The organism is Blastochloris sulfoviridis, from assembly GCF_008630065.1.
In the GTDB taxonomy this organism is placed as follows: domain Bacteria; phylum Pseudomonadota; class Alphaproteobacteria; order Rhizobiales; family Xanthobacteraceae; genus Blastochloris; species Blastochloris sulfoviridis.
Genome location: NZ_VWPL01000013.1, coordinates 88155 through 107817 on the forward strand (window position 1 = coordinate 88155; position 19663 = coordinate 107817).

18 protein-coding genes are annotated in these 19663 nt (G+C 68.5%); 6 read left to right on the top strand and 12 right to left on the bottom strand.

The genetic code is table 11. The annotated features are described in order from the left end of the window. Positions 1–329: 329 nt before the first annotated feature. Complete coding sequence (gene argC, locus F1193_RS09375; protein ID WP_150097414.1) at positions 330–1388, bottom strand: N-acetyl-gamma-glutamyl-phosphate reductase; 1059 nt, start codon at positions 1386–1388, stop codon at positions 330–332. Between argC and F1193_RS09380 the strand changes: the two genes are divergently transcribed. Then, positions 1363–1683, top strand: coding sequence for a hypothetical protein (locus tag F1193_RS09380; RefSeq protein WP_150097415.1), 321 nt, complete (start codon positions 1363–1365; stop codon positions 1681–1683). The two genes, argC and F1193_RS09380, sit on opposite strands and share 26 nt — an antisense overlap. A gap of 64 nt (positions 1684–1747) precedes the next feature. Here F1193_RS09380 and F1193_RS09385 read toward each other — a convergent pair whose 3' ends face one another. The 4 genes from F1193_RS09385 to speB all read right to left on the bottom strand — a co-directional run bounded on the left by F1193_RS09385 (position 1748) and on the right by speB (position 6543). Next, a complete protein-coding gene (locus F1193_RS09385; protein ID WP_150097416.1) occupies positions 1748–2875 on the bottom strand; it encodes a Fic family protein in 1128 nt (375 codons plus the stop codon). 151 nt (positions 2876–3026) lie between these two features. Continuing rightward, positions 3027–4151, bottom strand: a complete 1125-nt coding sequence (locus F1193_RS09390; RefSeq protein ID WP_150097417.1) for a thiolase family protein — start codon at positions 4149–4151, stop codon at positions 3027–3029. Next, the gene (locus tag F1193_RS09395; RefSeq protein WP_150097418.1) at positions 4148–5593 is read right to left on the bottom strand and encodes an AMP-binding protein; all 1446 of its coding nucleotides are present in this window, start codon (positions 5591–5593) and stop codon (positions 4148–4150) included. Before F1193_RS09395 ends, F1193_RS09390 begins: the two co-directional genes overlap by 4 nt. After that, positions 5590–6543, bottom strand: coding sequence for an agmatinase (gene speB / locus F1193_RS09400; RefSeq protein WP_150097419.1), 954 nt, complete (start codon positions 6541–6543; stop codon positions 5590–5592). The genes F1193_RS09395 and speB overlap by 4 nt, the downstream gene beginning before the upstream one ends. A 209-nt stretch (positions 6544–6752) precedes the next feature. On the opposite strand from speB, the gene parE reads away from it, so the two are divergent. Then, on the top strand, positions 6753–8783 hold the full coding sequence (parE, locus tag F1193_RS09405) for a DNA topoisomerase IV subunit B (protein ID WP_150097440.1): 2031 nt from the start codon (positions 6753–6755) through the stop codon (positions 8781–8783). 512 nt (positions 8784–9295) lie between these two features. Here the strand turns inward: parE and F1193_RS09410 are convergent. From F1193_RS09410 to F1193_RS09440, 7 genes are all read right to left on the bottom strand, one after another. Beyond that, positions 9296–9610: a type II toxin-antitoxin system RelE/ParE family toxin gene (locus F1193_RS09410; RefSeq protein ID WP_150097420.1), complete on the bottom strand. Its 315-nt coding sequence runs from the start codon at positions 9608–9610 to the stop codon at positions 9296–9298. A gap of 7 nt (positions 9611–9617) precedes the next feature. Beyond that, entirely contained in the window at positions 9618–9872 is a 255-nt protein-coding gene (locus tag F1193_RS09415) for a ribbon-helix-helix domain-containing protein (protein ID WP_150097421.1), read from the bottom strand. Between the two features lie 85 nt (positions 9873–9957). Beyond that, positions 9958–11475: an exopolyphosphatase gene (gene ppx, locus F1193_RS09420; RefSeq protein WP_150097422.1), complete on the bottom strand. Its 1518-nt coding sequence runs from the start codon at positions 11473–11475 to the stop codon at positions 9958–9960. Between the two features lies 1 nt (position 11476). Continuing rightward, entirely contained in the window at positions 11477–13888 is a 2412-nt protein-coding gene (locus tag F1193_RS09425; RefSeq protein WP_150097423.1) for an RNA degradosome polyphosphate kinase, read from the bottom strand. Between the two features lie 89 nt (positions 13889–13977). After that, positions 13978–14763, bottom strand: coding sequence for a P-loop NTPase family protein (locus F1193_RS17360; RefSeq protein WP_211198854.1), 786 nt, complete (start codon positions 14761–14763; stop codon positions 13978–13980). Then, on the bottom strand, positions 14760–15842 hold the full coding sequence (locus tag F1193_RS17365) for an AI-2E family transporter (protein WP_150097424.1): 1083 nt from the start codon (positions 15840–15842) through the stop codon (positions 14760–14762). Before F1193_RS17365 ends, F1193_RS17360 begins: the two co-directional genes overlap by 4 nt. A gap of 28 nt (positions 15843–15870) precedes the next feature. Next, entirely contained in the window at positions 15871–16401 is a 531-nt protein-coding gene (locus tag F1193_RS09440; protein ID WP_150097425.1) for a CDP-alcohol phosphatidyltransferase family protein, read from the bottom strand. 155 nt (positions 16402–16556) lie between these two features. Here F1193_RS09440 and purM point away from each other — a divergent pair, with 155 nt between their 5' ends. The 4 genes from purM (at position 16557) to F1193_RS09460 (ending at position 19419) form a co-directional block, all read left to right on the top strand. Next, positions 16557–17639: a phosphoribosylformylglycinamidine cyclo-ligase gene (purM, locus tag F1193_RS09445; protein WP_150097426.1), complete on the top strand. Its 1083-nt coding sequence runs from the start codon at positions 16557–16559 to the stop codon at positions 17637–17639. Between the two features lie 2 nt (positions 17640–17641). Next, a complete protein-coding gene (purN, locus tag F1193_RS09450; protein ID WP_150097427.1) occupies positions 17642–18268 on the top strand; it encodes a phosphoribosylglycinamide formyltransferase in 627 nt (208 codons plus the stop codon). A 17-nt stretch (positions 18269–18285) separates the two neighbouring features. Further along, a complete protein-coding gene (locus tag F1193_RS09455) occupies positions 18286–18990 on the top strand; it encodes a glutathione S-transferase family protein (protein ID WP_150097428.1) in 705 nt (234 codons plus the stop codon). A gap of 75 nt (positions 18991–19065) precedes the next feature. After that, on the top strand, positions 19066–19419 hold the full coding sequence (locus F1193_RS09460; protein ID WP_246164252.1) for a rubredoxin: 354 nt from the start codon (positions 19066–19068) through the stop codon (positions 19417–19419). Positions 19420–19663: the final 244 nt, after the last annotated feature.

A 19663-nucleotide genomic window follows, 5' to 3' on the forward strand; every position in this document is an offset into this window, starting at 1 on the left:
ATCATTCGACAGTTGGGAGCCGCGCTCTTTCCCTCTCCCCTTGCGGGAGAGGGTGGCGAGACCGAGTGATACGGTTTCCGGCTGATCAAGCCGGAGAACCGTATTCCGATCGCCGAAAAATCCCTTCCAACTCAAGGATTTTTCGGCGAGACCGTTTCCGGTATCCCGAAGGGATCAACCGGAAACCGTATGAAACGAGGTCGAGCCGGGTGAGGGGTTCATGCGGACGGGCGCCTGAAGATTCACCCCTCACCCGCCTCGCGATCTAGAGATCGCTCGGCACCCTCTCCCGCAAGGGGAGAGAGAAGGAAGAAACCGGACCTTCCCGCTCACGGAAACAGCGCGATCTGCTCCAGCCCGGCGGTCTCGGGCAAGCCCAGCATCAGGTTGGCGTTCTGAATCGCCTGGCCGGAAGCGCCCTTCACCAGATTGTCGAGCACCGAGACGATGATCGCCGCCCCCTCGCGCCGGTCCTCGGCCACGCCGATCATCGCCATGTTGGAGCCCCGCACATGGCGCGTCTGCGGCATGTCGCCATAGGGCAGCACGTGGACGAACGGCTCCTTGTCGTAGGCCTCGGCGAGGATGGAGCGCAGGTCGCGCGCCGTCCGGTCCTTGCGCAGCCGCACATAGATGGTGGCGAGGATGCCGCGATTGATCGGCAGCAGATGCGGCGTGAAGGTCGCCACCACGTCGTGGCCGGCGGCCTTGGAAAATTCCTGGTCGAGCTCGGCCATGTGGCGGTGGCGCGCGACGCCATAGGCGTTGAAGCCCTCCGACACCTCCGAGAACAGCATCGCCTCCTTGGCCGAGCGGCCGGCGCCGGTCATGCCGGACTTGGCGTCGATGATGATCTGGTCCGGCTCGATCGCCTTGCGCTTGAGCAGCGGGATCAGCGGCAGCTCGCAGGTGGTGGTGTAGCAGCCGGGATTGGCGACCAGCCGCGCGCCCTTGATCTCCTTGCGGTAGATCTCGACGAGACCGTAGACCGCCTCGCTCTGCAGCGACAGCGCCTGATGCGGGTGGCCGTACCACGCCTCGTAGGCGGCGGGGTCGTCGAGCCGGAAGTCGGCCGAGAGGTCCACCACGCGGGTGGCCGGCGCGGTGTCCAGCAACTCCTTCAGCACGAGCTGGGTGGTGCCGTGCGGCAGCGCGCAGAACACCAGATCGAGCGCCAGCGCCCGCCAGTCCAGCGACTCGATCGCCACCAGCCGCGGCAGGTCGAACGGCGCGAACTGCGGGAAGACGTCGGCCATCGCCTGCCCGGCCTTGCGGTCGGCGGTCAGCACGGCCAGCTCGAAATGGGGATGGCGCAGGCCGAGCCGCACCAGTTCGGCGCCGGTGTAGCCGGAGGCGCCAAGAATGCCGATCCTGGCCTTCTTCACCATGGGAGTTCTCCTTGCCGCGCACATCGGCCGAACGCCCAACGCTGTCAAGCCTGGCGGCACCGGCGCGGCCGACCGGCTCAAAGGTCGACCTGCCTCATCCGGTTTCCAGGAAATCACGTTCCAGGAAATGAAATCACGTTCCAGGAAATCACGTCACGACCTCGGACGCAGGCTCGCCGAACATCCCTGTTCGAGACTGGGATTTCCGGCAACCGGAAAACGAAACTCCCGCTTTATACTGTTTCCGGTTGATCCCTTCGGGATACCGGAAACGACCTCGCCAAAAAATCCTTGATCCGAAAGGGATTTTTGGCGATCGGATTACGGTTCTCCGGCCTGATCGGCCGGAAACCGTATGATCAGCCGGAATTCGCATCGACCAGCGAATAGCTGGTGCTCCGCCCTCCCCCCGGATCCCTGGCCAGGATCGCGCGTTCCAGCAGATCGTTGATGTCCCGCAAAGCCGTGTCGGCCGAGCATTTTTCGATGACGGCCCATTTGGAGGACGTGAGCTTTCCGTCGAACCCGTCGAGCAGACGGTTCAGCATGTCGCGCTGGCGATCGTTGAAGGCTCGGCCGGCATGCATCTCCCAAAACCGCGCTTTCGCCAGCACGTGCGCAAGGATGGTGTCCGTGCTGTCGAAGGCGCGCGACAGGCACGCCAGAAACCATGTCAGCCATGCGGTGATGTCGAGGTCACCTTTCTGCGTCGCTTCGAGACTGTCGTAATACGCCCTGCGCTCCCGGCGAATCTGCGCCGACATGCTGTAGAAGCGCTGCGGGCTGTGCTCGGAGCGCGCAAGCTGCATGTCGGCGATGGCGCGCGCCATGCGTCCGTTGCCGTCCTCGAACGGATGGATGGTCACAAACCAAAGGTGCGCGATGCCGGCCTTGAGGACGGGATCGACAGGCACGGGATCAGCACTCGGCTCGCCGTTGAACCAGGCCAGAAAGCCTGCCATCTCCATCGCGATGCGCGCCGCATTCGGCGCCTCATAATGCACGCGCTCGCGCCCCAAGGGCCCCGAAACCACCTGCATCGGCCCCGATCTGTCGTCGCGCCACATGCCGACCGCGATCCTGCGCATGCCGCTGCGCCCGGCCGGAAACAGCGCCGCGTGCCAGCCGAACAGCCGTTCGCCGGTCAGCGGCTGGCGGTAGTTCTGGGTTGCGTCGAGGGTCATCTCGACAACACCCTCCACGTCGCGATCCGCCGGAACGAGCCCGCCGACGTCCAGGCCCAGACGACGGGCGACGGATGAGCGAACCTGATCGCGGTCGAGGATTTCGCCCTCGATCTCGCTGGATTTGACAACATCCTCGGTGAGCGTGCGCAGCATGGCCTCGCTGCGCAGGGAAAAGCCGAGTTCCTCCATCCGGCCGATCAGCCGGCCCTGGCGGAAGCGTACGGCGGCCAGCGCGTCCGCCACCGCCGCATGGTCCCAGCGGAACGTCGGCCAGCCGGGCGGGTCGTGGATATAGGGCATATTCTCCGCACTCATTGCGGCGATTATGCCCGTCCTTCACCGCACATGCAATGGCAATCTCCGCATTTTCTGCGGAGATTGGGCTGTCCATTCTCCGCACGGTCCCGGGTCTTCGCTGCGCTACGCCCGGGACGACGGTCGTTGACGGTCGCTAAACTTCCCCCACCAAAGCGCTGCCGAGGCCGCCGGCCGCGGCGATGGCGGCAAGGCCGGCGCTGCCCCCCGCCTCGCGCTGCAGCTCGTGCCACAGCCGCACCATGAGGATGGCGCCGGAGGCGCCGATGGGATGGCCGCGCGAAAGCGCGCCGCCGGAGCGATTGACGCAGGCGCGGTCGAGCCCGATGCCGTCGATGCAGGCCATCGCCTGCACCGCGAACGCCTCCATGATCTCGGCTGCGGCGAGGCCGCCCGCCGCGTGGCCGGCGCGCTCCAGCGCGGCCTTGGCGGCCTCGATCGGCGCGAGGCCGGGCCGGGTCGGATCGCCACCGCGCCGCGCCCCAGCCAGGATGCGCAGCGGCCGGCCGGGCGCACCGAGCCCTTCGAGCCGGCGTTCGCTCACCACCAGCACCACGGCCGCGGCGTCGGCCTCGACGGCGACGGTGGCCGCCGTCACGGCATGGGCGCCCTCGCCCGCCAGCGACTTCAGGCGGGCGGCAATGGCCGGCGTCAGCGCGCGGGTGAAGGCGTCGCGCGCAAGACCCTCCACCGCCACGATCTCGCCCGTTGCCGAGCCGCCTCGTCCCTTCAAATGGCTCTCGACCGCGAACGCCTCCTGCGCGGCGCGCGAGATGCCGAGCTCGGCGGCCAACACGGCGGCGGCCGGGATCATGTCGGGGTCGCGCTCAGGCCAGGGCGTGAAGGGCGGCCGGTCATAGGCCAGCGGCGCCTCGCCGGGCTCGCGCGGCCGGCGCTGGCGGATCGGCGCACGGCTGAAGCTCTCGACGCCGCCGGCGACGATGACGTCCGCCGCCCCGGCGTTGATGCGCTCGGCCGCCAGCAGGATGGCGTCGAGCCCGGCGCAGCACTGGCTGTCGACCGTCAGCGCCGGCACGGTTTCGCGGATGCCGGCGGCAAGTGCCGCCCGGCGCGCCGGATTGCCGCCGCCATAGAGCGCATTGCCGAGGATGACGTCCTCGACCGCGTCCGGCGCCAGCCCGGCATCGGCCAGCACCTCTTCGATCACCCGGCTGGCGAGATCGTGCGGCTCGATCCGCGCGAAGGCGCCGCCGCGCGGGGCCACCGCGGTGCGGCGGGCGGCGACGATGACGGCGTTCATGCCAGCGCCGTGCAGGCGCCGGCCTGCCACGCCCGCGCCACCCCGGCGAAATCGGTCTTGCCGGAGGCGGTGTGCGGCCACTCGGCCAGGACGGCGAAGTGGCGGGGGACTTTCGACGCCGGCAAATGGGCGCGGGCGAACGCCATCAGTTCGGCCGCTGTCGGCGGCTCGCCATCCGGCTTGATCACCGCCTGCAGGCGGGTGCCGCGCTTGGCATCGGCGACGCCCAGCACCGCCGCCTCGGCCACGCCCGGATGGCGGCGCAGCACCGCCTCGATCTCCTCCGGGTGGATGTTGCGGCCCGAGGAGATGATCATGCGGTCGGCGCGGCCGACGAGGTGGAGGAAGCCCTCGGCGTCGAGGAACCCCATGTCGCCGACCGACATGGCATCCCCGGCCCGGGTCAACGCCGGCTGATCGCCGGTGGCGTAGTCCAGGAAGCACAGATTGCTGCGCACAAACACCCGCCCGGTGCGCCCCGTGGGCAGGCGGCGGCCGCTCGCATCGCGGATCGTCACCTCGACGCCGGGAAACGGCCGGCCGACCGACGTCGCCGGCGCATCCTCGCCGGCCACCGCCACGTAGCTCAGCTCGGACGCGCCGTAGAACTCGGCGAATGCGGCGCTGGGAAACAGATGCTTGAGGCGGGCCGTCTCGGCCGCCGGCCATTTGGCGCCCGACGACAGCACGCGCGCCACGTGCCCGATCGGCCCCTGCGCGGCGCGCTCGGCCGCCTCCAGCAGCATCAGAAGCTGGGTCGGCACGGCATAGAGCAGACGCACATCCTCGCGCTCGATCGCGGCGAGCGCGGCACGGGCGGAAAAGCGCGGCCCGAACACCACCTTGGCGCCGGCAAAGAGCCCGCGCACCACGGCATAGAGAAACAGCGAGTGGACCAGCGCGCCGGGCGCCAGCACGGTGTCGGTATGGTCGAGCCCGAACACCGCGGCTTCGCCCTTGATGCTGGCGATCCACGACGCCTGGCTGCGGCGAAATCCCTTGGGAATCCCGGTCGAGCCCGAGGTGAAGCCGACATAGAACGGCACGTCCGAAGACGGCTCGGCCAGCGGCGGCGGATCGGCCGGCGCGCCCAGCGCGTCAGGCACCGCGGCGAAGGCGAGGTCGGGCAGGCCGGCGACGATCCAGCCGGGGTTCAGCCGCTCGACCACCCGGCGGAAGGTCGCCTCCGGCCAGCCGGGATCGAGGATCTGCGCCTCGCGGCCGGCGCGGCAGGCGGCGAGCACCAGCAGCACCAAAGCCGGCGAATTGGGCAGGCTGAGCGCCACGCCCTGGCCGGCCGGCACCTTGGACACGACGAGCGCGGCAAGGCGCGTCACGGCCTTGTCCAGATCGGCCCATGTGAGGCGGTCGTCGGCGAAGACCAGCGCGGTGCCGCCGGGCCGCAATCGCCCGTGCACCGCCAGCGGCGCAGTGAGGCTCATGCGCGGCGCCGCTCCGCAAGCAGCCCGATATAGTGCATGGCGATGGCCGAGGCAGCGATGGCGGTGATGTCGGCGTGGTCGTAGGGCGGCGAGACCTCCACCACATCCATGCCGCGCCAGTCGATGGGCCCGAGCGCCCGCAGGATCGTCAGCGCCTCGCGGCTGGTGAGGCCGCCGGCCACCGGCGTGCCGGTGCCGGGCGCGAAGGCGGGGTCGAGCGCGTCGATGTCGAAGGACAGATAGGCCGCCCCGCTGCCGACCCGCTGGCGGATGCGCTCGACCGTGCCCTTCACGCCGATATCGGCGAAGGTGTAGGCGTCGATGACATCAAGGTCGCAGGTGGCCGGCGCCACGGTGCGCACGCCGATCTGGATCGAGCGGGCGGGATCGACCAGCCCCTCGGCGACGGCGCGGGCGGTGACGCTGCCATGGTCGATGCGGGTGGCGTCCTTGGCGTGCCAGGTATCCTGGTGCGCATCGAACTGCACCAGCGCCAGCGGCCCGTACAAAGTGGCGTGGGCGCGCAAGAGGCCGAGCGTGATCGAATGGTCGCCGCCGAGCGTGACAAGCTGGGCACCGGAGGCGAGAATCTCGCCGGCCTGGGCGGCGATCTCCTCGGTGGCGGATGCCGGGCGGCCGTAATCGAGCGCGCAGTCGCCCCAATCGACCACGGTCAGCCGCTCAAAGGGGTCGAGGCCGAACGGATATTGCGGATCGCCGTCGAGGATCGCCGAGGCGCGGCGGATCGCCTGCGGCCCGAAGCGCGCCCCCGGCCGGTTGGAGGTGGCGGCGTCGAACGGCACCCCCCACACCACGACGTCGACGCCCTGGATCTGGCGGCTGTAGCGGCGGCGCATGAAGGACAGCACGCCGCCATAGGTCGGCTCGGGCGAGCCGCCGGTCAGCGGGCCGAAGACGGCGTTGTCGGTGGGGCGGCGGGCGGGGCTCATGGTACAACTCTAGCCGGTCGGCAGGCGCGCGTCAGCCTCGGCCGGCATGTCGTCCCCTGTGTCGCCCCAATCTGGCATCATCCAGCCTGAACGAATCGCGACCGAACCGGACAGGATTGATGAGCAAAGCCAAGAGCGGACAGGCACAGGATCTGTTCGGCGACGCCGAGCAGGCCAAGGCCAAGTCTGCCGAGACCAAGTCTGCCGACATGAAGTCTGCCGAAACCAAGTCTGCCGAAAAGACGACGGATAAGGCCGCCAGCGCCCGCTCGGCGGCGCGGGCCTTGGCCTCCGCCGAGGCCGGCTATGGCGCCCAGCATATCGAGGTGCTGGAGGGGCTGGAGCCGGTGCGCCGTCGGCCCGGCATGTATATCGGCGGCACCGACGAGAAGGCGCTGCACCATCTGTTCGCCGAGGTGATCGACAACGCCATGGACGAGGCGGTGGCCGGCCATGCCAGCTTCATCGAGGTGGAGCTTGGCGCCGACGGCTTTCTCACCGTCGCCGACAATGGCCGCGGCATCCCGGTGGAGGACCACCCGAAGTTCCCCGGCAAGTCGGCGCTGGAGGTGATTCTCTGCACGCTGCACGCCGGCGGCAAGTTCGACTCCAAGGTGTACGAGACCTCGGGCGGTCTGCACGGCGTCGGCGTGTCGGTGGTCAATGCGCTGTCCGAGCATCTCGAAGTCGAGGTGGCGCGCGGCCAGATGCTCTACCGCCAGATCTACAGCCGCGGCGTGCCGCAGGGCCCGCTGGAGGAGGTCGGCCGGGTGGTCAACCGCCGCGGCACCCGCGTGCGCTTCAAGCCGGATGCGCAGATCTTCGGCAAGGGCGTGGCATTCAGGCCGCAGCGCGTGTTCAAGATGGCGCGCTCGAAGGCATACCTCTTCGGCGGCGTCGAGATCCGCTGGTCGTGCGACAAGGCGCTGCTGGAGGGCGTCGAGGGTGTGCCGGAGAAGGACACGTTTCACTTCCCCGGCGGGCTCAAGGAGTATCTGGCCGCCGCCATCGACGGCAAGGCGCTGGTGCACCCCGAGATTTTCGCCGGCAAGACCAAGAGCGGCGGCGTCAACGGCGCGGTCGAATGGGCGGTGGCTTGGATCGCCGACGATGACGGCTTCGTCTCCTCCTACTGCAACACCATCCCCACCGCGGACGGCGGCACCCACGAATCCGGCCTGCGCTCGGCGCTGACCCGCGGCCTGAAGGACCATGCCGAGCGCATGAACCAGGCCAAGCGCGCCAGCGCCATCACCGCCGAGGACGTCACCGCCGGCTGCGCCGCCATGCTCAGCGTGTTCATCCGCGAGCCGGAATTCCAGGGCCAGACCAAGGACAAGCTCGCCACCACCGAGGCCTCGCGGCTGGTCGAGAGCGCGGTGCGCGACGCCTTCGACCACTGGCTCGCCGGCAACCCGAACCAGGCCTCCAAGCTGCTCGACTGGGTGGTGGAGCGCGCCGAGGAGCGGCTGCGCCGCCGCCAGGAAAAGGACGTCGCGCGCAAGAGCGCGGTACGAAAGCTCCGGCTGCCCGGCAAGCTCGCCGACTGCTCCAACGCCCAGGCGGCGGGCTCGGAACTCTTCATCGTCGAGGGCGACTCGGCCGGCGGCTCGGCCAAGCAGGCGCGCGATCGCCAGACCCAGGCGGTCCTGCCGCTGCGCGGCAAGATCCTCAACGTCGCCTCGGCCGGGCGCGACAAGCTCGCTCAGAACCAGCAGATCGCCGACCTCATCCAGGCGCTCGGCTGCGGCACCGGCACCGCCTATCGCGACCAGGATCTGCGCTACGAGCGGGTGATCGTGATGACCGACGCCGATGTCGACGGCGCCCACATCGCCTCGCTGCTGATCACCTTCTTCTTCCGGCAGATGCCGCTTCTCATCGAGCGCGGCCACCTGTTCCTGGCGGTGCCGCCGCTCTACCGGCTCTCGCACGGCGGCAAGATCGTCTATGCCCGCGACGACGGCCACAAGGACCGGCTGCTGAAAACCGAGTTCCGGGCCGGCTCGAAGGTCGAGATCAGCCGGTTCAAGGGCCTGGGCGAGATGATGCCGGCGCAGCTCAAGGAAACCACCATGGACCCGCGCCGGCGCACCCTGCTGCGGGTGACGGTGGAGGACGCGCGCCGCGCCGAGACCGCCGCCACCATCGAGGAGCTGATGGGCAACAAGCCGGAGGCGCGCTTCGCCTTCATTTCCGAACGCGCCCGCTTCGCCGACGAGGATTTGCTGGATATTTGACGGAATTTTCCCGGCAGCCGCCTGTCGCCCCGGACCGAGCGCAGCGAGGAGCCGGGGCCGTCATCAGGAAGAGGTGTCTTCTCCGGATGACGATCCCGGGTCTCGCGTTGCTCGCCCGGGACGACGAGGCCCGACGAAGGATGATCGTCGCTCGGCAAAATAGTGCCGATGCGCGGCGTTACAATCAGTCGTCGCCCCGGACCGAGCGCAGCGAGGAGCCGGGGCCGTCATCAGGAAGAGGTGCCTTCTCCGGATGACGATCCCGGGTCTCGCGTTGCTCGCCCGGGACGACGAGGCCCGACGAAGGATGATCGTCGCTCGGCAAAATAGTGCCGATGCGCGGCGTTACAATCAGTCGTCGCCCCGGACCGAGCGCAGCGAGGAGCCGGGGCCGTCATCAGGAAGAGGTGTCTTCTCCGGATGACGATCCCGGGTCTCGCGTTGCTCGCCCGGGACGACGAGGCCCGACGAAGGATGATCGTCGCTCGGCAAAATAGTGCCGATACACAGCGTCACAGCCCGAAGTCTTCGCGGAAGCGGTCGATCTGGTGCATGCGCTCGTGCAGGATCGTCACGATGCCGATGTCGCCATTGCTGAGCTTCCGCCAATAGACGAAATGCCGTTCGTAACGGAAAACGTAGCCCTCGACGCCGAATTCGGCCGGCACCGGGCGTGACACCACTTCGTGCGTTTCGATCTTGCCGAAGGCTTCGAACAGACCGGTAATGTAGCGCTCAGCCTGCTCGGTGCCCCATCGGTCGCGCGTGTAGCGGTAGATGTCATCCAGGCGGTGCGATGCCGCCTCCTGGATGCGGATCGCAGCCATCAGGGCGCTACACCTTGTTGCGCGCGATGACCTCGGCTGCCGTCAGCGGCTGGTACGACGACTCGGGCGCCGTGAAAGCCCGCGTCAATTCCGCCTTCAGCCGGTCGAACGCCTCTTTCTCCGCCCGCTCCTTGTCGCGGCGGATGAGGTCCCGAATGTACTCGCTGACGTTTTCGTATGACCCAGTCTCGCCGACATTGGCGGTGACGAAATCGCTGAGCGCTCCGCTCAGCCGGACCGTCATGGTCATGGTGCGGGACATCGCAGCACCTCTTTGAATATTCTCGTACTCAAGATAATCAATAATGAATACAAGACAAGTCGCGTGCCGTGCGCCGCGCCGTCGCTCACCCCGCGGCGATCACCGGCTCGCGGCCGATCAGCTTGGCCAGGGTGCGCAGCCGGCCCATCAGCCGCTCGCCGGCAAGGTCGGCGAGGTCGCCTTCGAGCCGCAGCACCAGCTTGCCCTGGACCACCTCCAGCGGCGCGCGCGGCAGGATGCCCGGCATGGCGGCGGAGACGAGGTAGCCCACCCGCATGGTGGCGCCAAGGATGCGGGCATGGTCAAGCATGCCCGGCGAGGCGAGCTCGCGCAGCGCCGGCGACAGCGCATCCTCCGACAGGCCGGCGTGACGGAAATACACCGCCAGCGCCATGAACGCCCGCGCCGTATGATCGAGGCCGACGAAGGCGGCATGGGCGATGATGTTGAGCGACTGCTCGCCGCGATAATCGGGGTGGGCGCGCCAGCCGATATCGGCGAGCAGGCAGGCGGCGCGCCGCAGGCGCGTCTCCTCGGCACTCTCATCGATCCCGGTCGAGGCCATGAAGCGGTCCGACCATTCGGCGAGCTCATAGCCGTGGCGCGGCGAGCGCGAGCGCAGCGCGTTGAGATCCCCGGCCGCCACCAGCAGCGGGTCGCGATGCTGCTCGGCCTCCGGCAGCAGCGAGAACAGCAGGCCCTCGCGCACGCCGAGCGCCGAGACGGTGACCTCGGCCGGCTTGCCGACGCGGATGATGTGCTCCAGCACCAACGCGCCATAGGCGAGCAGTGCGCGGCGGGCGTCCGACACCACCTCGATCTTCGACAGCGTCGAGGCGTCGACGCGCTGCACGAGGCGACAGAATTCCAGCGCCTCCCGCACCGGCAAGGTGTAGCCGTGCATCACATGCAACGGATAGCCACGCTGCGACATGTGCAGCTTGGCGAGCGAGCGCCAGGTGCCGCCAACCGCGTAGAAGGTGCGGCCCGGCAACGCCTCAAGCTGGGTGATGCCGGCGAGGGCGTCGCGCACGATGCGCTCGGCCTTCTTGAGCGACTTGGCGGAGACGTCCTGCAGCGCCAGCCCGCCGAGCGGCAAGGTGACGCCGGTGCCGACCTTGTGGCCGTGGATGTCGGCGAATTCCAGCGAGCCGCCGCCGAGATCGCCGACCACGCCGCTCGGCCGGTAGGTGCCGGCGATGACGCCGAGCGCAGCGAGCTTGGCCTCGCGCTTGCCGGAGAGCAGTTCGATGTCGGTGCGGCAAATCTCGCGGGCGCGCTCGATGAATTCCTGGCCGTTGGCGGCGTCGCGCGCGGCGGCGGTGGCCAGCACATGGACCTGCTCGACCCGCAGCACGTCGCACAGCGCGCGGAAGCGCTTCAGCGCCGCCAGCGCCTTCTCGACGGCATCGAAATCGAGCCGGCCGGTGGTCGCCACGTTGCGGCCGAGGCCGCACAGCGCCTTCTCGTTGAACATCGGCGTCGGCGAACGCGAGATCGCCTCATAGACCACGAGGCGAACCGAATTCGAGCCGATGTCGATGACCGCGACCGGCGGACCGAGCGAGAGCCGGCCGCAAGCCACCTCGTGGGTGATGAGCACGTCAGCTTCGCGCGATTCGCCGGGGGAGGTTTCGGGGCGCGGTTGCTTCGAGGGACTTTCCACGGCCGGACAGACTCGGGTTGGTCATGAAGTAGCGATGGGCGTTGAACGGCTCCTCGTCCGCCGGGCGGATGATGCGTTCGGACCCGCCATCCGGCAAGACCCGCCAGCTCTGTTCGTTGTCCATAAGATTGGCAACCATGATCTGGTCGAGCACTTGTTCGTGCACGGTCGGGTTGAGAATCGGACACAACGCCTCGACCCGCCGATCGAGATTGCGCGGCATCAGGTCGGCCGAGGAGATATAGACCGCCGCCTTGGGGTGCGGCAAACCGTGGCCATTGCCGAAACAATAGATGCGGCTGTGCTCCAGGAAGCGGCCGATGATCGACTTGACGCGGATGTTCTCCGACAGACCGGGCACGCCGGGGCGCAGGCAGCAGATGCCGCGCACGATCAGGTCCACCGGTACGCCGGCCGAGCTTGCGGCATAGAGCGCGTCGATCACCTCGGGATCGACCAGCGCGTTCATCTTGCCCCAGATCGCCGCCGGCCGGCCGGCCTTGGCGTGGGCCATCTCCTGGGCGATGTGGTCGAGAATCTTCTTTTTCAGCGTCACCGGCGAGACCGACATGCGCTCCAATTCCTGCGGCTCGGCGTAGCCGGTGACGAAATTGAAGATGCGCGCCACGTCGCGCGCGATCATCGGATCGGCGGTGAAGAACGACAGGTCGGTGTAGATGCGCGCGGTGATCGGATGATAGTTGCCGGTGCCGACGTGGCAGTAGGACACCAGCGAGCCGGTCTCGCGGCGTACCACCATCGACAGCTTGGCGTGGGTCTTCAGCTCGATGAAGCCGAACACCACCTGCACGCCGGCGCGCTCAAGGTCGCGCGCCCAGCGGATATTGGCCTCCTCGTCGAAGCGAGCCTTGAGTTCCACCAGCGCGGTGACCGACTTGCCGGCTTCCGCCGCTTCCGCCAGCGCCTTGACGATGGGGCTGTTGGCCGAGGTGCGGTAGAGCGTCTGCTTGATCGCCACCACATTGGGATCGGCCACCGCCTGGTTGAGGAACTGCACGACGACGTCGAAGGATTCATACGGGTGGTGGACGATGAGATCCTTCTGGCGGATGGCGGCGAAGCAGTCGCCGCCATGGTCGCGGATGCGCTCGGGAAAACGCGCGTTGAACGGCGGGAATTTCAGCGCGGGCTTGTCGAGCGCGACGATCTGCGACAGGTCGGTGAGCGCGAGAATGCCGTCGACCAGGAACATCTCGTCGTCGGCGACGCCGAGCGCGCGCTGGATGAAGCTGCGCAACGGCTTGGGCATCGTCGCCTCGATCTCCAGGCGGATCACCGAGCCGCGGCGGCGCTGCTTGAGCGCGGTCTCGAACAGACGGACGAGATCCTCGGCCTCTTCCTCCACTTCGAGGTCGCTGTCGCGGATCACCCGGAAGGCGCCCTGCCCCTTCACAGTGTAGCCCGGGAACAGGCGGCCGATGAACAGGCCCATCACCTGCTCCAGCGAGATGAAGCGCACCACGCCGGCCTCGCCGAGGTCGGGCATGCGGATGAAGCGATCGATCTTGATCGGCGCGCGGATCAGCGCGGTCAGCGGCTTCGAGCCGTCGGCGGCCACGAGCTGCAGCGCCAGCGAGTAGCCGAGATTGGGAATGAACGGGAACGGATGCGCCGGGTCGATGGCCAGCGGCGTCAGCACCGGGAAGATGTGGCGCAGGAAATAGTCCTCCAGCCACGTGCGCTCGGCCTTGGTCATCGTCTCGCTGTCGACCAGGACGACGCTCTCCTGCTCGAGCTCCAGCCGAAGCGCGCGCCACCGGCGCTGCTGCTCGGAAGACAGTCGCACCACCTCGACCGCGATTCGGTCGAGCTGCTCCTGCGGCGTCAGGCCGTCCGGGCTGCGCGAGGTGATGCCGGCGCGCTCCTGGCCCTTGAGGCCGGCGACCCGCACCATGAAGAACTCGTCGAGATTGTTGGCCGAGATCGACAGGAAGCGCAGCCGCTCCAGCAGCGGGTGGTGGGCGTTCTCGCTCTCGGCCAGGACGCGGCTGTTGAAATCCAGCCAGGATAGTTCGCGATTGATGAAGCGCTCGGGCTGCCCGGCCAGATCCGCGCCCGCCTCCAGCTTCGTCTTCTCGGGATTTGCCTTGTCCGGACTTTGCTTGTCAGCCTTGGAACCCTCGGATCTGGCCGCCCCGTCTGCCTTGGCCGCTCCGTCCGGCCTGTTCCTTTCAGGCTTGCCTACCTCGGTTTTGCCGGCCTCGGTTTTGCCCGTTTCGGGTTTGGCGGTCTCGGATCTGGCGGTCTCCGGTCTTACGGCTTCAGGCTTGGCCGGCGGCGGCGCGGCGACAGGCTCGGCGGGGGCGCGAGCGCGAACGTCTTTGGCCATGAGGGTCTCCGAAACGGGGTCCGGCAGTCTGACTATTACGAACGCATGACAAAATCGCGAACCTGCCGTGCCGTTCTATAGCAGACCGCTCACCCGCCGGCGCGCACCCGCGGCGGGGGAGGCTGCGGCACTTGAGCCTCGGAGGCCTGAACCTCGCGATCCTGCGCTTGGGACATCGTGGCCTGAGCCATCCCGGCCTGTGGCAGAAGCTGGGCGGCGAGCGCGCGCGTCACAGGGCGCCGCAACGCCAGCGCAGCGCAGTCCAACGCCGCCACAGTGCGCGTCAACGCCGCCGCAGTGCGCTCGATTCTGGTGACAAGATACCGCACGAGGCCGGCGTCGGCGTCGATGCCGCGGTCGGCGAACAGCTTGAACGCCATGGCATGCAGCAGCGCATCGTCCGCCGGCGCCAGCCTCGCCACCGGCAGCGCCCTGAGGCGCGAGACGAGATCGGGCAGGGTGAACCCGCTCGCCGGAGCCTCGCGGCCCGTCAGCAGCAGCCAAGCCCCCTGCTCGCGGACCAGATTCAGCAGATGAAACAGCACTGTCTGGTCGATGCTCGCCGGGTCCAGATCCTCCACCACCAGCGCACCGGCAGCCAGGAGCGCGCCGAGGTCGGCCCCCTGCAGGGCCTCGGCCAGCACCCGCTTCGCGCCGGCGCGGACGGCCCAGATGGCGGCGAGATGGCTCTTGCCGGAGCCCTCGGGCCCGACGAGCGCCACTGCCCGGTCCGGCCAGTGCGGCCAGCGCTCGATCAGCGCCAGCGCGTCGGCATTGCAGGGAGCCGAGACGAAATCCTCGCGGACGAAGCTCGGCGGCTGCCCGAAATCGAGGACGAGCTGGTGAGGCGCGGCAAGCGGCATGATGGCGTTCAATCGGCATCCGGGCCGGTGCGCGGCACGCCGGTGTAGAAGGGGCTGGCGAGGTAGCGCCTGAGCGCGAAGCGCGTCAACACGCCGGTGGCCGCCGCCAGCGGCACCGCCAGCAGAAGACCCACGAAACCAAACAGATAACCGAAGGCGAACAGGGCGAACATCAGCCAGACCGGATGCAGGCCGACGCTGTGGCCGACCAGATTGGGGGCCAGGATGTAGCCTTCCAGGATCTGGCCGACTCCGAACACCGCCATCACCGCGAGCACCCAGTGCCAGTCCGGCCAGAACTGCACGAACGCCACGCCGGTGGCGGTGAGGAAGCCGGCGAGCGAGCCGACATAGGGGATGAAGGAGAACAGCCCGGCCATCGAGCCGATCAGCAGGCCGAAGTTCAGGCCGACCGTGATCAGGCCGACGGCGTAATAGGACGCCAAAATCAGGCACACGCCAGCCTGCCCGCGCACGAAGCCGGCGATCGCCGTGTCCATCTCGTGGGCCAGTTCGCGGACGGTATTTCGATACTTCAGCGGCAGCCAGCTATCGATGGCGCGGATCATCCGCTCCCAGTCGTAGAGCAGATAGAAGGCGACGATCGGCGTCACCACGATCAGCGAGAGCACCGAGACGAGCGCGGTGCCGCCGGACCACAGCCCCTGCAGCGAGGTGAGAAGCCAGCCCGCCCCTTGCGTCACCAGCTCGGACAGCGATTTCTGGACGTCCGGCAGCCACTCGCCCAGCATCGGCGCCAACCACTCCCGGTTCTCGTCGGTCAGAAGCTGCTGCAGGGACATCACATAGCTCGGCACGCCCTGGATGAAGGCGGTGAGCTGGCTGGTCAGAAGCGGTGCCAGCAGGATGACGCTCAGCACAAAGCCCAGCAGGAATACGCCGACGATGAGCAGCGTCGCCAGAAGGCGGCCGAGCCCCAGGCGCTCCAGCCGGTCGGCGATGGGATCGAGGAAATAGGCCAGCGCCATGCCTGCCACGAACGGTAGCAGCATGCCGCGCAGCAGCCACAGAATGAGGATGAAGACGGCCAGCGTGGCGAGCCAGAACGTCACCTGCTTCTGGAGAGTCATCGGCCCGTCCGCCATCGAGCGCCGATCCTCAGCTCGCCATATGGCGTGTCCATTCAGCGAGATAAGCGCCGGCCGAAACCGCCGTCAAGGCAGCCGTGATGTACATCGCCGCCGCCACCACCGGCTCCAGCGACAGGTTGAATCCCAGCGAACCCAGCACCAGGGCCGCGAAAATGATCTGGGCGGCGGTGTTGAGCTTCGATACCAGCAGCGGGCGAATGGTGACCGGGTTCTCCAGCACGCCCGACAGCACGATGGCGCCGACGATCATGATGTCGCGGGAGACCACCAGGATGGCGATCCACAGCGGGATGTTCCCTTGAATGGCCAGGGTCAGGTAGATGCTGACCAGCAGCGCCTTGTCGGCCAGCGGGTCGAGATAGGCGCCAAGCTCGGTGGCCATGCCGAAGCGCTTGGCGAGAAAGCCGTCCACCGCGTCGGACACGCCGGCGATGACGAACAGCACGAAGGCCAAGTGCAGTTCCTGCGCGAAAATGGCCCAGACGACCGCCGGAACCAGCAAAATCCGGCCGATGGTGATCAGATTGGGGATGCTCACGCCAGACCCCCGCAACGGCGGACGACCCACCCGGTTGATACAGGTCCCCGCCCCGCTTGGGAAGGCGTCGGATAGGCTTTGGGAAGGCTTCGGCCTCGCATCCCGCCATTGCACGACGCCCCGTTTGGCCTTAACCCCCCTGCCGGGAGGGCGACATGAGCCTGAGACGCGACACCGGAAGCGGCCTGACCTATGCGGACGCGGGCGTCGACATCGACGCCGGCAACCGGCTCGTGCAGCTGATCAAGCCGCAGGTGCGCGCCACCCGCCGGCGCGGCGCGGATGCCGAGATCGGCGGGTTCGGCGCGGCGTTCGACCTCAAGGCCGCCGGCTTCACCGATCCCATCCTGGTCTCGACCACCGACGGCGTCGGCACCAAGGTCAAGATCGCCGCCGAGACCGGCCGGCTTGCCACCATCGGCATCGACCTCGTCGCCATGTGCGTCAACGACCTCGTGGTCCAGGGCGCCGAGCCCTTGTTCTTCCTCGATTATTTCGCGACCGGCCGGCTCGATCCGGTGCAGGGCGCCGAGATCGTCGGCGGCATCGCCCAGGGCTGCCGGATCGCCGGCTGCGCGCTGATCGGCGGCGAGACCGCCGAGATGCCGGGCGTCTATTCGGGCGGCGACTTCGACCTCGCCGGCTTCGCGGTCGGCGCCGCCGAGCGCGGCCAGCTCCTGCCGCGCGGCGACGTCGCGGCCGGCGACGTGGTGCTGGGGCTTGCCGCCTCGGGCGTGCACTCCAACGGCTATTCGCTGGTGCGGCGGATCGTCCGCGACGCCGGCTTCGGCTGGGACGCGCTGGCCCCCTTCGCCCCCGATATCCCGCTCGGGCAGGCCCTGCTTGAGCCCACCCGCATCTATGTGAAGAGCCTGCTCGCCGCGATCCGCGCCACCACCGCCGTCAAGGCGCTGGCCCACATCACCGGCGGCGGCTTCACCGAGAACATTCCACGCTCGCTGCCCGATGGCCTGGGCGTGCGCATCGACCTTGCCGCCGTGCCGCTGCTGCCGGTGTTCCGGTGGCTGGCCTCGGCCGGCGGCGTGGCCGAGGCCGAGCTGCTGCGCACCTTCAACTGCGGCATCGGGATGGTGGCGATCGTCGCCGCGGCCGATGCCAAGCGGGTCACCGAGGTGCTGACCGCCGAGGGCGAGCGGGTGTCGGTTCTCGGCGAGGTGGTGGCGGTGCCGCCGGACGGCTGCCGCGTCGCCTATTCCGGCCGGCTGGATCTCGTCTGACCATGGCGCGCGTCAAAACCGCGGTGCTGATCTCCGGCCGCGGCAGCAACATGGCGGCGCTGATCGCGGCGGCTGCGGCGCCCGGCTTCCCGGCCGAGATTGCGCTCGTCATCGCCAACAAGGCCGGGGCCGGCGGGCTCGCGCTGGCGGCCGAGGCCGGCATCCGGACAGCGGTGGTGGAAAGCCGCCCCTTCGGCAAGGACCGGGCGGCGTTCGAGGCCGTGCTGCAGGCCGAGCTTGAGGATGCCGGCATCGAGTTGGTGTGCCTCGCCGGCTTCATGCGGGTGCTGACGCCGGCCTTCGTCGAGCGCTGGCAGGGACGGATGCTGAACATCCACCCGGCGCTGCTGCCCGCCTTCCCCGGCCTCGACACCCACGAGCGGGCGCTCGACGCCGGAGTGAAGATCCACGGCTGCACCGTGCATCTGGTGGTGCCGGAGGTCGATTCGGGGCCGATCCTGGCCCAGGCCGCGGTGCCGGTGCTGCCAAACGACACGCCCGACACGCTGGCCGCGCGGGTGCTGGCGCAGGAACACGTCATCTATCCCGCCGCCCTGGCCCGCCATGCCAGCGGCCTTTCGCCCGGCGGCGCCGATCCCACCCAAGCTCTCGTCGTCCCCAGCCCCTGACCCCATAAGAGGCCCCGATGATCACGCTCTATGGCTTCGGTCCCGCCTTCGGCCTGCCGGACCCCAGCCCGTTCGTGCTCAAGGCCGAGCTGCTGCTGAAGTTCGCCGGCCTGCCCTACCGCATCGACACCTCGGGCATGATGCGCGCGCCCAAGGGCAAGCTGCCCTATATCGAGGATGACGGCACGCGGATCCCGGATTCCACCTTCATCCGCTTCCATATCGAGAAAAAGTACGGCTTCAATTTCGACGCCGGGCTCGACGCCGAGCAGCGCGGCATCGCCTGGGCGGCGGAGAAGATGATCGAGGACCAGCTCTATTGGGCGCTGGTCCACGACCGGTGGATGGACGAGGCGAATTTCACCAACGGCCCCAAGACCTTCTTCAAGCGGATCCCGCCGCCGCTGCGCCAGCTCGCCATGCTCCTCATCAAGAGCAAGATCCGGGGCGTTCTGAAGGGCCAGGGCTTCGGCCGGCATTCGCGCGCCGAGGTGGCCGAGCTTACCGGCCGGGTGGTGGACTCGCTCGCCGCCATCCTCGGCGACAAGCCGTTCCTGATGGGCAACGCGCCTTGCGGCGCCGATGCGGCCGTCGCCGGCATGCTGATCGCCATCCTGTGCCCGATCTTCGAGTCGCCCACCCGCGCCGCCATCGAGCGCCACGCCAATCTGGTGGCCTATCGGGACCGGATGATGGAGCGGTATTTTCCGGCGGGCGGCTGACCGGCCGGCGGCGGTCCACGCTTTTTAACCACGTCCACGGGGTCGACACCTCGCTGTCATGAGGCGGCAGATAGAATGGCCGATCATCACGCCGCCTCGCGCCCGATGACCGGCCCCGAAACAGATTCGACCCGTCGTTCCTTTCTGCGCCGTGCCGGCGCGCTGGCGCTTGCGGCGCTGGCCGCCCCGCTCGGCCTCCTCGGCGCGGGCCTCGCCCCCACGCGGGCGGCGGACGCGCGGCAGCGCTGGGTGTGCACCAACGCCGATTGCGAGCCCTATATCTACGACCCGGCGACGGGCGATCCGGTCAATCTGGCCAATCCCGGCCATCCGCTGCCGCCCGGCATCGCCTTCGAGGATCTGCCGGACGACTGGCGCTGCCCGGACTGCGGCTCGCCCAAGAGCTATTTCCGCCCGACGCGGCGGTGAGGCGTTAGAGCATTCTCCGCAAAAGTGGGTACCGGTTTTGCGAAAGAGAATGCGACAGTTCAAAGACTTAGAGCGCCCGCATGGTTCAATCAGAACGGCGGACGCTCTAACTGGTCGGCCGATCGGGATTTTCCGTGGACGCAAAGACGTGGATGGCCGGGACGAGGCCCACGGCTGTCCGGCACGGATTGTGCTTATGCGGCGGGCCTCGGTTGGTGGCGCGCGCGGCGGCGGGCGTGGGCCG

Coding starts and splice junctions, on each gene's coding strand:
- F1193_RS09380 (WP_150097415.1), top strand. CDS start 1,363: ATGCCGATCCTGGCCTTCTTCACCATGGGAGTTCTCCTTGCCGCGCAC.
- argC (WP_150097414.1), bottom strand. CDS start 1,388: ATGGTGAAGAAGGCCAGGATCGGCATTCTTGGCGCCTCCGGCTACACC.
- F1193_RS09385 (WP_150097416.1), bottom strand. CDS start 2,875: ATGCCCTATATCCACGACCCGCCCGGCTGGCCGACGTTCCGCTGGGAC.
- F1193_RS09390 (WP_150097417.1), bottom strand. CDS start 4,151: ATGAACGCCGTCATCGTCGCCGCCCGCCGCACCGCGGTGGCCCCGCGC.
- F1193_RS09395 (WP_150097418.1), bottom strand. CDS start 5,593: ATGAGCCTCACTGCGCCGCTGGCGGTGCACGGGCGATTGCGGCCCGGC.
- speB (WP_150097419.1), bottom strand. CDS start 6,543: ATGAGCCCCGCCCGCCGCCCCACCGACAACGCCGTCTTCGGCCCGCTG.
- parE (WP_150097440.1), top strand. CDS start 6,753: ATGAAGTCTGCCGAAACCAAGTCTGCCGAAAAGACGACGGATAAGGCC.
- F1193_RS09410 (WP_150097420.1), bottom strand. CDS start 9,610: ATGGCTGCGATCCGCATCCAGGAGGCGGCATCGCACCGCCTGGATGAC.
- F1193_RS09415 (WP_150097421.1), bottom strand. CDS start 9,872: ATGTCCCGCACCATGACCATGACGGTCCGGCTGAGCGGAGCGCTCAGC.
- F1193_RS09425 (WP_150097423.1), bottom strand. CDS start 13,888: ATGGCCAAAGACGTTCGCGCTCGCGCCCCCGCCGAGCCTGTCGCCGCG.
- F1193_RS17365 (WP_150097424.1), bottom strand. CDS start 15,842: ATGACTCTCCAGAAGCAGGTGACGTTCTGGCTCGCCACGCTGGCCGTC.
- purM (WP_150097426.1), top strand. CDS start 16,557: ATGAGCCTGAGACGCGACACCGGAAGCGGCCTGACCTATGCGGACGCG.
- purN (WP_150097427.1), top strand. CDS start 17,642: ATGGCGCGCGTCAAAACCGCGGTGCTGATCTCCGGCCGCGGCAGCAAC.
- F1193_RS09455 (WP_150097428.1), top strand. CDS start 18,286: ATGATCACGCTCTATGGCTTCGGTCCCGCCTTCGGCCTGCCGGACCCC.
- F1193_RS09460 (WP_246164252.1), top strand. CDS start 19,066: ATGGCCGATCATCACGCCGCCTCGCGCCCGATGACCGGCCCCGAAACA.